Origin of the sequence: Urbifossiella limnaea, from assembly GCF_007747215.1 — a bacterium.
GTDB lineage: Bacteria > Planctomycetota > Planctomycetia > Gemmatales > Gemmataceae > Urbifossiella > Urbifossiella limnaea.
In genome coordinates this window covers 6,730,541-6,744,274 of sequence record NZ_CP036273.1, presented here as the reverse complement: position 1 = coordinate 6,744,274, position 13,734 = coordinate 6,730,541, and the positions used below count along the sequence as shown (strand labels likewise).

The 13,734-nt window shown below is 69.2% G+C and carries 9 protein-coding genes; all 9 read right to left on the bottom strand.

Annotated features, from left to right (window positions below; translation table 11 throughout):
- Positions 1–112: 112 nt before the first annotated feature.
- Positions 113–1,210 (bottom strand): WD40 repeat domain-containing protein, encoded by a 1,098-nt coding sequence (locus ETAA1_RS27380; protein ID WP_202920449.1) that lies wholly within the window; start codon positions 1,208–1,210, stop codon positions 113–115.
- Positions 1,211–1,304: 94 nt separating this feature from the next.
- Positions 1,305–2,642 carry an RHS repeat domain-containing protein gene (locus ETAA1_RS27375; protein WP_145243812.1) on the bottom strand — a complete coding sequence of 446 codons (1,338 nt, stop codon included), beginning with the start codon at positions 2,640–2,642 and terminating at the stop codon, positions 1,305–1,307.
- The gene (locus ETAA1_RS27370) at positions 2,639–9,682 is read right to left on the bottom strand and encodes an SdrD B-like domain-containing protein (RefSeq protein WP_145243811.1); all 7,044 of its coding nucleotides are present in this window, start codon (positions 9,680–9,682) and stop codon (positions 2,639–2,641) included. Before ETAA1_RS27370 ends, ETAA1_RS27375 begins: the two co-directional genes overlap by 4 nt.
- Before the next feature lie 366 nt (positions 9,683–10,048).
- Positions 10,049–10,786 (bottom strand): glycosyltransferase family 2 protein, encoded by a 738-nt coding sequence (locus tag ETAA1_RS27365; protein WP_145243810.1) that lies wholly within the window; start codon positions 10,784–10,786, stop codon positions 10,049–10,051.
- A 151-nt stretch (positions 10,787–10,937) separates the two neighbouring features.
- On the bottom strand, positions 10,938–11,237 hold the full coding sequence (locus ETAA1_RS27360; RefSeq protein WP_145243809.1) for a hypothetical protein: 300 nt from the start codon (positions 11,235–11,237) through the stop codon (positions 10,938–10,940).
- Positions 11,238–11,517: 280 nt separating this feature from the next.
- Positions 11,518–11,997: a hypothetical protein gene (locus tag ETAA1_RS27355; RefSeq protein ID WP_145243808.1), complete on the bottom strand. Its 480-nt coding sequence runs from the start codon at positions 11,995–11,997 to the stop codon at positions 11,518–11,520.
- Positions 11,994–12,434 carry a hypothetical protein gene (locus ETAA1_RS27350; RefSeq protein WP_145243807.1) on the bottom strand — a complete coding sequence of 147 codons (441 nt, stop codon included), beginning with the start codon at positions 12,432–12,434 and terminating at the stop codon, positions 11,994–11,996. The genes ETAA1_RS27355 and ETAA1_RS27350 overlap by 4 nt, the downstream gene beginning before the upstream one ends.
- A gap of 226 nt (positions 12,435–12,660) precedes the next feature.
- Positions 12,661–13,236 carry a transposase gene (locus ETAA1_RS27345; RefSeq protein WP_145243806.1) on the bottom strand — a complete coding sequence of 192 codons (576 nt, stop codon included), beginning with the start codon at positions 13,234–13,236 and terminating at the stop codon, positions 12,661–12,663.
- 136 nt (positions 13,237–13,372) lie between these two features.
- Positions 13,373–13,732, bottom strand: a complete 360-nt coding sequence (locus ETAA1_RS27340; protein ID WP_145243805.1) for a hypothetical protein — start codon at positions 13,730–13,732, stop codon at positions 13,373–13,375.
- Positions 13,733–13,734 lie beyond the last annotated feature (2 nt).

The window sequence follows — 13,734 nt, the reverse complement described above, 5'->3', positions numbered from 1 at the left end:
AAGCGGCGAGGCTACGGCCTGAGCGGGAGCGATCCTCGCTCGACTGAGATGTTGTGATGGTGAATCCACTAGTCTGGCTGTGGTCGTACCTCGCGCGCAATGGATACCGGCTCTAGTTGTTGATACCCCATAGTTCAACACGTCCCTGAAACGTACCAATCGCCAAGGTCTTGCCGTTCGGTGAAAAAGCTAAGGAAGTTGGGATATCAGTAAGTGCAATCTTGTCAGTGGAAATCTTCTTCTCGATATCTACCAACCACACATCTTTGTCCCCGGTTGAGCAGAGTGCCATGGACTTGCCATTTGGCGAAAATGCAATGTCTGCAATTGTCCAATTCGTACGACGGAAGCTGGCATATTCCAGCAATTTGCCATCAACAACCTTCGTGCCAAGAAGTTTTATGCCACCATCTTTAGCACCAATTGCAAGCAAGTCGCCGGCTGGAGAAAGGCGAACGCAAGACGGGGCCGTCGAGCTAGTCCTGTGTAAGATGTCCACCTTAACACCGCTGTCGGTGGAAATTCTATATAGTGTCAGTGGCGATCCGCCTGGCGTATTGCTTAGCTCGCCCACCGCTAGATACGCGCCATTCGCACTGACTGATACGAGGTAAGACAGGCCCTCTTCTAGCCGATCGGTATTAATTGCGATGCTCGCCGACCCGATCTCGCGTAAAGGCGACCTGGCATGCATATTTTCATTTATCTCTTTGTTCAGGCTTAATTTGGCCTTTCCATTTTGTGCCAACAACATCAATACGCTTCCGTTGGTTATTGACCAGGTGCTCAGGTAGAGCTTCGCATCATTCTTGGAACTAGTCTCAATTTTCCCATTACTACTATTCATGATGACCATACGCCCGTCCACGGCAAACAACAATCGCTCGTTGGCTAAAAATGCCACCTGCCGTCTATCGTCTGCAGCGATCCGGACCATGCCAATACTCTCGTTAGCTCGCATGGTGCCATCCGTCGAATTCAATAAGGACAACTTAGCAAAATCACGATAAATAGTATCGAACTTAGCAAAATACGTACTGTACACTCCGACGCTATTGCCTTCCCTTGAAAAAATTAGGCTTTGGACTTGCATTTTTACATTTTCATCTACTGATAGATTTCTTGACCATAGCTTGATTGGCCTTGCCGGCGGTTGGCCAGTCGCAGGAACTGGCTGAGACGTACTCACCACGACGATTGTGAACAGCACGATGCACTTTGCATACATGTCTGACTGCTCCCTTTGCGTGACGCGTAGCGCGATTGGCGTTTTGGTCAACAAATCCAGGCATTGGCGAATATCGCTAAAAGATAGGAACTCCTCGGTCCCCGGGTGGAAGCGGAGTCGGAGTCGGCGTATAGAAGCTTGGGCCCCTTGTTAACGCACGCAACCTACGTGCCACCTCAGGGCTGGTAGCCGACCCGAGGGCTTGCAGCAATGTTCTGATGAGACAGTTCATGCCGGTCCTATTACCGCTCATGAGAAAGAGATCGATATCACTTCTAATAGATGCTTGCGCTGCTTCACGTACGGCAGGATTATCATGCCCAAGCTCTCTTATCTTGCTGTTGGTAGCTTTCGCAATTGCGTCGCAATCGCTGCAGGTAGAACCAACGTAGATCCGGCTCAGCTCACTTAGTGATGCTGCCATACCAGGAAAAAGCAACCAGCGAATCTCCATTTCATTCTTATAAATGATCCAGTTAAAGGCCGCGATGAAGCCATAATATTGATTATCCGGATGCTGGGTCGTAATCTCAAACAACGAGTTTTTCATACGGGCAAGAGCGCCCCGGAGCTGTTGCGGCGGGATGGGCACGTCGAGCAGAAGAATTGCGTCGAGTAGCATGTCGTAGACGTGTTGATTACTGGAATCAAGAAACTCTTCCCACAGCGCCTCGACATCATCAATGGTGGTCAAGCCGGTGGGGTCGAGATGAGTAATTGGGCTATTGGCGGAAAACCTAAATAAATTAATATCACCTGACGAATATTTGATTGGGTCTAAAGATACGAATCGCCCAAGTGTTGGACTATACCACCGGTGTCGGCTATCGTACAACCCGCTCGTGGCGTCATACCACAACCCCTGGTGCTCGTACCGCCACGCGTAGTTGCTCGTCGCCCGCACCGCCCCGTAGCTCGGGCTGTAGATCGTCGCCACCCCAAACGGGTCGTAGACGAACCGCTCGGCCACGACCCCACTGTCATCCACCACCGCCGTCACGTTCCAGTTGGCGTCCTGCGTCACCCACAGCCGCTCGTCGTCCGGCATCCCGTCGGCGTCCGTATCCCGGTCCCGGAGCACCAGCGCGTCCACGTACACCGGGCTCCACACCTGCCGCGCCGCCACGTCCCCGCCCACGCCCTCCTCCACCACCTGCCACGCCGCCGAGTAGTACAGGTCCGTCGTCGCGCCGTCGTTGCGGGTCACCCGACGGTTCCGCCCGTCGTAGCTGTACGACACGAGCGTCGTCCCGCCCGCGTTCTTCACCCGCACCAGCCGGTTCCAGGCGTCGTACACGAACCGCCGGCCCGTCTCGTCGCCGGTCATGTTCCCGTTCGCGTCGTAGGTCGGCGTCGTCAGGCTGCCGATCCCCGTGATCTCGTTCTGCGCGTTCGCCGTGCGGCTCTGCGTCACCCGTCCACGTCGATCCCGTCCCAGTTCCCCACCGCGTCGAAGTCCCAGTCCTGGCCCCGCGACGCCGCCCCCGTCAGCCCCGTCTTCCCCGAGTTCAGCGTGCCGCGGTCGAAGGACGTGAGCTGGTTCAGCCCGTCGTAGGCGTACAGCTCGCCGAACGCGGTGTTGACGAGGTTGTCGCGGTACAGGCGGTTCCCGGCCCGGTCGTACCCGTACTGGAAGCGGTCGAGGGCCGTGCCCGAGCTGCCGTCCACCCAACGCTGGTCGACCACCCGGCCGAACCGGTCGAGGCCGGAGTACGGGTCACCCGCGTCGCCATTCGACTCGCCCGACCGCTTCACGTAGGTCAGGTCGAGGTCCGGCTGCGGGTGCGACCGCACCACGACCGTCCCCAGCCCCAGGTACGTGTACGCCTCCAGCGTCCCCGACGTGTCCGTCAGCGCCGACAGCCGGCTGATCGTGGCGTCCAGCCCGCTGGCGTAGCTGTACCCGACGCTGTACCCCGAGGGGTACGTCATCGCCGTCAGCCGGCTGTGGTTGGCCCCGCTCGGCATCGCCGAGTACGTGTACGTCACCGCCGGCGTCGTGGACGTGTTCACCGTGCCGGAGTGCGCCTGCCACTCGGTCGTGAGCTGGCCGAGCCCGTTGTACCCGCGCCGCACCTGGTTCACCGCCGACCCGCCGGTCGGGGCGTCGTAGCTGGTCACGAGGTACGGGTTTCCCTGCCCGTCGTACCCCGTCTCGATCCGCCGCACCGCCCCGTCCACCCCCGACCCGCTACCGCTGCCGCTGCCACTCCCCGAGCCCGACCCGGACCCGCTGCCGCTCCCCGAGCCACTCCCGCTCCCCGACCCGGACCCGCCGCCCAGTGTCGTCACGGCGTCGATCGTCAGCCGGCCGACCACGTCGTAGCTCAGCTTGTGTGTCGTGCCGTTGCGGTCGGTGCTGGTTACGGTCTGCCCCAGCGCGTTCACCGTCACCGCCTCCTGCTCGGCCGAGCTGGCCGCGCCGGTCGAGGCGTCCGGCCACCGGGTCGCGCCGACGAGGTCGTAGGAGTCGAGGCCGCTGCCGCCGACGGTGGTCACCCCGTACACCCACGCCGTCGTCTGTCCGCCGCCGCCGGTCAGCGCCGCCGTCAGGCTCGTCATCCCCGCCGCGCCGTACCCGTACAGCGTCGTCTTGTTCGACGTGTCGGTGACCGCGCCGTCGGTGAAGTTCTCGACCGTTTGGAGCGTCCGGCCGAGGGCGTCGGCATACGTCCGCGCCACCCGCCCGGCCGGGTCGGTGGTCGCCGCCGCCCGCCCCACGTCGCCGCCGAGCGACACCGTCGCCACCGCCACGCCGGGCGACGTGCCGCCGGTCAGCGACGCCCCGCTCGTCGTCAGCCGCGCCTGGTACTGGCCGGCCAGCGACCCGGCGAAGCGCACCGAGTACCCGCCGCCGGTCGCCGCCGTCACCACCACATTCCCGCTGCCGACCGAGGTCAGCCCGGCCAGTGCCGTCTGCACGGTCGCGGCCGAAGCGTTGTACGCCAGCCCGGACGTGGTGGACCCGCCGAAGGTGAGGGTGAACGTGCCACCGGTCGGGGCACCGGTCAGCCGCACCGTCTGCACCGCGTCGGCCGCGTACTCGACGCTCGTCACCAGCACCGTGTCGGATCGGCTCGGCACCGACCCCGGCTGCGACCACGCCGACCCGCCGTTCGTGCCGACGTTCACCGCCGCCACCGGCCGGTTCGCGCCGTCGTAGTAGGTCGCCGCATAGGACACGCGGGCGCCGACGCCCGACGACGGGCTCCCGAGCGCACCCGTCCCGGTGGCGTCGTGGAACCGCTCGCGGGTCACGCTCAGGGTCGTGTTCCCGGCGGTGTCGTAGGTCGTTTCCGATTGCGTCAGCACGGTGTCGCCCGTCACGTCGTCGGCGTCCGCGTAGGCACTGTCCCCGCCGCCGTCGGTCAGGTAGCTGATGGTCGCCCGGCCGAGCCCGTCGTAGGCGGCCTTCGACACCAGCCCGCCGGGGGATGTCGATTTCACCACCAGCCCGCGCGCATCATACCACGTCTGCGCGTTCAGCGTGTAGCTCCCGACGCTCCCGCTCGACGGATCGACGCTGAACGTGTCGGTGCGGTACACCCGGCCCAGCTCGTCGGTGCTGGCCTCGGACTGGGCGCGTAGCAGCGACGACGACGGCGCGGTCGGCACCCCGTCGGTACTCGTGACGGTGGCCGCGTCGCCGTCGTACAGCCGGGTGCGGACGGCGTGGCCGAGGTTGTCGTAGTCGGTGTAGGTGATCGGCCGGTTGACCGCTGTGGACTCGGACGACTCGACGCCGGCCTTCGTCGCCACCGCCCGGTTCCGCCAGTCGTAGTACGTCTCGCTCACCCGCGCCGCGGCGCCCAGCCCCGGGTACTCGGTTACGCGGGTGAGGTTGCCGTCGCCGACCCCGCCGCCGTCGTACTGGTACTCGCGCACCTTCACCATCCCGGCCGCGTTCGTCGGGCTCCAGTACCCCGACACGGGCGTGTCGTTCGTCCCCACCCACTCGCTCACCACCCGCCCCTGTCCGTCAGACACCGTCCGCGTGATCGTCCCGGCCGGGCTCACCGTCTTGTTCGGCCGGCCCTGCTGGTCGTAGGCGTAGCGGGTGCGGAGGAAGTTCACGCCCTCGGTGCCGAGCGTCGCGGACGCGGAGTAGGTGAGCCCGCCCAGGTCGTAGTAGGCGTCGCTGTGGATCACCTGGCCCGCGTCGTTGACATAACTGCGCGACAGCGACTGCACCGCGGAGACGGATTCGGCGCCGGTCGGCCGGCCGGACGACACGGCGGGGGCCGCGGACATGGTAAGGTATTCGGTGTACCCGCCCGCCAAATCCTCGCGGCTCACCACCGTCCGCCCGGTCGGGGTGTTGGTGGTGCTGTTCCAGCCGGGGTAGTACCGCGTCTCGTGGTCGTCGTCGTCATACACCGTGTAGTCCACCCGCCCCCCCGGGTGCGTCACCTTCGTCGCCCGGCCGCGGTCGTCCACCTCAATGGTGGTCGTCATGTGGAGCCCGCCGCCGGACGGGGTGGACCAGCCCGACGGCAGCCCGCTGAACGTGGTCGTCTGCGTGGTGTCCACGTCGGCGATGGTCTTCACTACGGCGCCGGTCGCCGTGTCGTAGGCCGTGTACGTCAGGAACCCGCCGGCGTCCTTCATCCACACGGGCCGGCCGAAGCCGTCGTGCACCGTCGTCGAGGCAGTCGCCGACCCCGACCCGTTTTGCCCGGTCGTCACCACCGGGTTCGTCACCGTCACCGACGCCGGCTGGGCCGTGGACCCCTGCCACGTGTACGTCGTCGTGGTCGTCTGCCCGCCCGTCCCGTCGTCGTTCCGGTACACCGTCGATTCCGCGGGGAAGAACAGCTCCTCGCCGCCCACCGTCCGCGACAGGTAGGTGAACCCCGCCTGCGGCACCGGGTCGCCGAGCTCGCCGCGGAGAAGCGCCGTCCCTCGCACCCGCCCGGCCGCGTCACCCGCCACGCTCGACGTGGCCGTCGTAGTGTCGGCGTAGTCGGTGAGGGCGAACAGCCCCACGTCGTCCGCCAGGTACTCGGCGTCGCCGCCGGAGTACCCGACCAGGTCGGGGTAGGCCTCGTCGAACCCCGTCACCCCGTCCGGCCCGGCCGTCAGCACCGCCCGCCCCTGGTCGTCGTACCGGGTAAACCACATCCACTCCTGGTCGGTCGTGGTGTCGGTGTACACCTTCAGCATGACCCGCCCGGCGGCGTCCGTGTACACCGTGTTGGTGTTCCCGTCCGGCAGCGTCTCGACGGTCTTGTACGCCCACACGTTCGGCCCGCGCAGCCCCGCGACCGGGTTCTCCGCGTAGTCGTACCCGAACTCGCCCTGCCCGCCCGAGCAGACCGAGCACCCGGCCGCGGCGTCGGTGACGGTCTCGACCCGCCCCTCGGTGTCGTAGGTCAGCGCCTTGTCCGCGTAGTCCTCGACCTCCCCGTCCGTCAGGTCGTCCACGGCCGACCCCTCGGCCGCCACCAGCCGCTCGAACGCGGCCGGGCCGAACGCGAACGTCATCAGCCCCGCCGCGTCGCCGGTCGTGCCATACCGGTAGTACGTCGTCCCGGTCGCCGTCCCGGCGGCGTCCTTCTCCGTGATCGTGCGCAGGGCGCCCGCCGGGCCGGCGTCCGAGCCGGTCTGGTGGTAGGCGTACTCGACCGACCGGACCGCCGCGTAGGAGCCGGCGCCGAACTTCCGCTCCAGCGTCACCGCCGTCACCCGGCCAGCGTCGGCGCCGGACGTGGCGACGGTGGTGACGACGCGCTCGGCGACGAGCGACCCCCCGGACCCCGTGGTCCGCTCGACTTCCGTCGGGAACCCGGCCGCGCTCCAGTCGGTGACCGTCACCTCGTTCCCGGCGGCGTCGGTCATCGCCTCCAGCTGCCCGCCGCGGTCGTCGGGGTCGGTGAAGTCGAAGAAGGTGAACGCCCCGCCCGCCCCGTCGGTGGCGTAGTACCGGCCGTCGCCGGCGTTGTGGACGAGCGTCGCCGACCCGCCCCCGCGCTCGTGGTAGACGCCGTCGGTGTCGACGTCGAACGTGCGGACGGTACACTCCGCGGGCGACACGAGGGCGACGGACGTGTCGCCGTTCCGGAACACCAGCCGGGGGGTCACCCCGCCGACCGCCCCGCTCCCGACCGAGTCGTCGCCGAACCCGGCCCCGCTCGCCCACGACACCGCGGTCCCGAGCCAGCCACCGCCGAACCCGTTGGTCGCCACCCCCGGGCCGGTCACCCGCGCCTCCCCCGCCGCGAACCCGACCCCGGCGACCGAGGTCGTGGCCGCCGGCGGCGGGGCTTCGCCCGGCGGCGAGCCGACCGGGTCCGGCGCACACCCGCACCCGCACCCCTGGTCCGGGCCGAACGGGTCTTCGACCACGTCCAGGTCGGAACACTCCCCCTCGGGGGCGTAAGTCCCGTTCCCGGAGTAGGTCGCCTTGAGGGTGTACTCGCCGGCCGGGAGGCGGTCGGTCGAGACGGTGGCCTCGCCGCCGTCGAGATCGGCCGACCCGAGAACGACTTCCTCGCCGCCCACCTCGGCCGAGAACGTCACCGTCCCGGTCGGGGAGCCGGACGAGCCGGACACGGCCGCCTTGAAGAACACCCGCTGGTTGACGACCGCCGCGGCGGTGGACATCGTCACCGCCACGGTCGCGGCCGCGCGGGAGTCGTAGAAGCCGGCGTCGGCGGTCGTGTCGTGCTGCCCGGCGGTGACGGCGACGGCCACGTAGCCGGGGGACGGGGTGGTGAACGTGGCCCCGGACGGGCCGGTGAAGGTGACGGTGTACGTCCCGGCCGCTAGCCCGTCGAACGTGTACCGGCCGAGGGCGTCGGTGGTCGTGTTGAGCGGCGACCCGAGCCCGCCCCCGGACAGGGTGACGGGCACCTCGGCGACCCCCGGCTCGCAGTGGTCCTGGGTGCCGTCGTGGTCGGTGTCGTAGTACACCACGTCGCCGATCGACGCCGGCGGGGGCGGGGGCGGCGGCGGCGGCGGGGGCGAGGTGGCGTCGTCGTCCTTCAGGGTGTACGTGATGGTCGAGGGCGACCCGATCGACGCCCCGCCGGTGACCGAGGTGATGGTCACGACGATCGTCTCGTCCGGCTCGTCGTCGGTGTCGTCCACCACGTTGAACGTGAGGAACACGGTCCCGTACCCGGGGTAGATCGTCGCCGACCCGCTCGACAGGCCGGTGTAGTCGGTCCCGCCGGTGGCCGTCCCGCCGACCGTGTAGTAGATGGTGACCGGGGAGGACGGGGACGTGCTCGGGTCGAGCCGGAAGTACGTGCCGGGCGAGCCCGCCTCGGCCGCCTCGAAGCCGTCGGAGTGGTTCAGCCCGACGGTGATGACCGTCGGGTCGTTGCTCGCGGCCAGGTAGACCCCGCCGCGGGCGGTCGTGCCCGTCCCGAACGGCGTGTACTCCCCCGGCGCCCCGGCGAGCTGCGTGCCGGTCGCCCCGGAGAACACCCCGACGGTCGCCGCCACCCCCGGCCCGGTCCCGGCCACCACGTCGGCGAACTCATCATCGTCAACATATGCCAATGCTACCCGGACCCCGCCGGTGAACCCCGCCCCGAACGGCTCGAACGTCCGGAGCACGTCGCCGGTCGCGCCGCTCAGCACCGTCACCGTGCCGGCCATCCCCAACCCCGACCCGACCGCCAGGTCTGGCGTGCCGTCGGCGTCGTAGTCACCGGCCAGCGAGTCGGCCGAGACGAACACGCCCCCGCGGAACGCCGAGTCGAACGCGAAGAACGAGCCCAGCGGGCCGGCGACCGGCTGCCACGTCGTCGGGTCGTACACCTTGACCCGCGGCCCGCCCCCGGCCCCGGCCCCGACGGCGATCTCCGCCCGCCCGTCGCCGGTCAGGTCGGCCGCGGCCACGGTGATGCCGCCGCGGAAGTCGGGGTCGAGGGCGAAGAAGTCGGCAATGACCGCCCCGGTCGCGCCGCTGAACACCCGGACGTGCGGCCCGCCGCCCGGGCCGGCGGCCGTGACCACGTCCGGGGTGTGGTCGCCGTCCACGTCGGCGGCGGCCACGTGGACCCCGCCGGTGAACGCGCGGTCGTAGGCCCAGAAGCTGCCGAGCGGGCCGGGGATCTGGGTCCCGCTCTTCCCGTCGAGGACGCGGGCCCGCGGCCCACCGCCGGCGCCGGGGGCGACGACCACGTCGGGGTAGCCGTCGCCGGTGAAGTCGGCGACGGCGACGCGGACGCCGCCGCGGAACCCGGGCTCGTAGGCCTGCCGCTCGAAGTTCAGCGCCCCCGTCTCGGCGTTGTACGCCTTGACCGTCGGGAGCATGTTCTCGCCCGCCCCGGCGTAGATGACGGGCAGTTCCAGGGGCCGGCCGGCGGGGACGACGCGGTCCTCCAGCGCCTCGGCGGCGAGCTTCGCGCCGGGGGTGGTGGGGCGGCGGGCGAACGCCTCGGCCAGCCAGTCGCGGAGGGCGAGGAGGCGGGCGAACCGGGAGTAGGCGGCCGGGACGGGCATGGGGGCGATTCCCGCGGGAGACTCGGGAGGACGACCGTCGGCGATCGGCGAGACTCGGTCGGTTGAACAGTTGTAGCAACTGCCCGAACGCTCGCGCGAATCGCGCTATTTGTGGGGCGATTTCACCCGGGCGCGTGCGTGCTGTCAACAACAATCCGGTTCGTGTTGCGCTGATTTCGCGGGATTTCCGGCTCGCGACTGGGTCGGGCGAATACCACCCCCCTGACCCCCGTCCGGACGAGCCAGTGGGGGCGACGAAAAAAGTGACTTCCTGCATGGATGAACGAGGCCGGGCGGCGGACTCGGACACGAAATCCGAGCGCCGGACGGGAAGCTCGCGTGTCGGCGAAAGGGAGCGGGCTCGTCCTAACCGTTCGCGTCGCTCGGGCGCGCGTCGCCGGCCGGCGGCCCGGGGAGGTGGAAGGTGTAGTCGGCGTAGCGATCCTTCGGGCTGCCGGCATCCTCCCACCCGTACCGGTACGGGCCGACGTGCCACAGCCGGACGCGCGTGTCGGCGACGGGCGCGAACCCGGCCTGCCGGGCGCGCTCGCAGAAGGCGTAGTCCTCCGACAGCGACCACCGCCCGCCGTGCTCAGGAATGCTCAGGGGCTCGAAGTACGGCACCAGGAGTGAACCGAACCGCTGGTTGCACGTCGGCAGGCGGTGGTGCATCCGGACGGCGTCGAACACCTCCCGGCGGACGTGGGTGAAGCCGAACCCGCAGTACCGCACCTCCACCAAGCCCCCATTCACCCCGAACCGGACGGCGGGGGTGCCGGGGAGGAATTCGCACGCGAACTGCCGCGGCCCCTTCTTCGGGTACAGCCCGCACGTGAACGGCAGCCCGTGCGCGCGCAGCCGCCCCACGTCCGCCGGGTCGAACACCACGTCCGAGTCGATCCACATGAGCTCGTCGTAGCCCTGGGCGAGGGCGTCGGTGGCCATCTGGTTGCGGGCGGCGTCCACGGCCGAGTACCCACGGACCCGCCACACCGGGTGCCCGCGGCGCTCCAGTTCGCGGAGGGCGTCGTCACACCCGGGGTCGATGGCCCCGCCGACCGGGACGAGGACGACGCACGCGGACGGCGGGGCGGGGTCGGGCATAGCGGCACCGGGGCGGCGGGACGATGCGAGGGTATGGGTCGCCCACCGGCATCGCAAGGTCGCGGGTGCGGCTCCGTCGGTAACGCCACCAGCAACCTTGCGATGCCCGACCGGTCGAGGACGCCGACTCGCTCAGCATTTCTCAGCATCGTCAGCCGCGGGGGCCGATCGTGATGAGCCGTTCTCGCTTCGTGCGGGTGAACCGCAACTGCCGGCCCGCGGCGCCGATCTCGTCCGCGACGCCGCGTAGCCACGGCGACACGCCCGCGCCGGTCGGGAAGCTCGTCCCGAACCGTAGCGGGTGCCCGGCCAGGAACGCAGTCAACTTGTCGGACAGGTCGCCGGCCGTGCCGGACCACCCTTCCGCCGGAAGCACCGCCAGCCAGGCGCGGAACACCGCTCGGCGGCGACCCTCGACGGTGGCGCGGGCGCGGTCGGAATACGTCGGCATGTGCGTTCTCCTGCGGCGCGAGGGTGACGAAGTAAAGTGTGTCCCGGAGCCCGGCTGTTCCGGGTGCGCTGTCGGAGACCTACCCCCCGTTGGAAGGACCCATAAGGGGGGTGGGGGGGGCACGGTGGAGACGAGCGCCTGAACGGCGGCGCGGATGTGTGGCGGTAGCGTCGGCCAGACGCGCGTGGCCAGCTCGGGATCGGCTGGTGGTCTACCTTCGCCCACCGTCAGATCGATCAGACCGGCATCTCTCACCTGCTCCGCCATAACCGAAGCGCCGTTAAGCCTCGGGGTCGAGACCGACTTCCGCCCCGCTCGTAGGCAACTGCGCCGGCGCAGCGAATACCTCCCATTCGGGGAACTCGGGTGGTCCGCTGGCCCGTCGGTTGGCGGTCATGTGCGGGTCGGCATCCATCGACCAGAGCGTCCCACAGAACCGGTCGCAGTAGGCCCTCGCCCCCGGGCTCATGTTCGCAAGGTAGTCGAGTGGCCCGATGCGCTGCCGGACCCGGGCAATCAGACAGCAATGGCCGTAGGCCAAGTTTCGGTCCACCGCCGCCTCCCGGGCCGACCGCGCCGGGGCGCCCGGCCGGCGCGGGAGCGGGCCGGGCTCGCGGCCGACCGCCACCGCCTCGTCCCAGGCGTCTCGGGCCGCCTCGTACGCGGCCCACACGGACGCCCGGTCCGCCGGCGTCGGCCCGCGCGCCCGCCTCGCAGCCGCACGCCGCTCCAGCTGCCGCAGCTTCCCCCGGAGGCTCACGACTCGCTCCCCGCCGCGCCGGCGTCGTGGTCGGCGAACCTCGCCTCCAACTCCCGTACCCGCCCCTCCAACTCGGCGTGCTCCCGGAGCCTCAGCCCGAGTTCGAGGACGGCCCGGGCGGCCTTGTACCTCACGTGCGGGTCGCGGTGGGCGACCAGCCCGCGCAGGGCGTCCGCGGCGGCCGTCATGCCGTCCCCGAGCCGCCCGAGCGCGCGGCCGACGGCTTCGCCCCGGAGACGGTCCACGCCGGCCCGGTAGTCCGGCTGGTCGAGCCACTTCCGGACGGTCCGCTCGTGGACACCGGCCACGGCTGCGGCTGCGACGGCCGTCTGCCCGGCCGCGAGGGCGGCGGCCGCGATCTCGGCCGCGCCGGGGTTGGGCCGGCCCTTGCCGGGCGTACCCGGTCCGGCCTTGTGGGTAGTGCGGGTGTCGCTCATGGGCGGCTCCGAGAATGGTCCGGTGCGGCTGGCCTCGTCACGATAACTCCTACCCGTGGCGGCCGGGGCAGATGTGCTTACGGACGGGTCCGTCGTCAGCTGGCACTATGATGCGGTCCGGGTCGGCGCTGCCGATCGCTGCGGGCCGGGTTGCTTGTGGAGTCTCCCCAGCCCGCCGACAGGTGGAACCGCGGTAGCGGGGCAATCCCGCGCCGGTCGTTATACCCTACGCGGCCAGGAGTGATACGTCCTCGAACGTCTGGAACTCCAGCGTCATGAGGGATTGGAGCGCTTCGGCGTAGGTAGACGGGATGCCCGCCAGGGTGTCTTCGATGGCCGCTCGGAAGGAGGCGAAGTCGGGGTGGTACTTGCCGTACACGCTCCGCCGCTTGGCGAACCCCCACAGTCGCTCGATCAGGTTCAGGTTGGGTGAGTAGCTGGGCAGGAACAGCAGGCGGATGGACAACTCCGCCGCGAGCCCCTGCACCACCTTGTTCCGCTGATACCGCGCGTTGTCCAGCACCACCGTCACCGGCCCGACCCACCCCTCGGCGGCGATGGCCCGGAGGAGTTGGCACATGGTGTCGGTGTTCACCACGGTGGTGTTGGTGACGCTCAGCAGGCGGCGGGTGACGGCGTCCCATGCGCCCAGCACGTTGAACCGCTGGCGGCCACTGGCGGCGCGGACGGCCCACAGGACGAGCATTCTGCGGCGGATCACCGGGTCGGGGTGGCCGTCGCGGTCGGCGAGGACGGCCGCCTGCTCGTCGGCGGACAGGGCGGGGCGAAACCAAGTAGCCATCCGTGGCTCCGGGGAACGTGATGCTCACGCACGGGCCAGAGTAGACGCAATCGACACCCGGACGAACAGATCAATCGTTCCCGGGCGGGGTATAGTTTGTCCAGTGCCCCGGGGGTTCAGTGGGAGGGCGGTGTGCCTACCCCCGTGCCGAAGGACCCGGCGCGGGGTCGAACAGCCGCGGCAGCTCGACCCGCGCGGCCGGGTCGATCCGATCCCAGCGGGCGTCGCCCTCCACGCACAGGAGGGTGACGCCGGCCGGCAGCGTGGCGGCCGGGTTCAGCACCGCCACCCGCCCCGTCGCCCCGTCACACCCCAGCCACCTGCGCCCGGCCAGCTCGGCACGCACGCCGGTGTGGAGAACACCCAGCGCCACATCGAGCGCGGTAGGTGGGTCGTCATCGAACGCCAGTTCCTCCCCCTCGACCACCGGGCCGAACGGGGCCAGGGCGTCGAACAGGTCGCGGGCGCTGGCCGGCGTCGCGGTCGCGGTCGCCACGG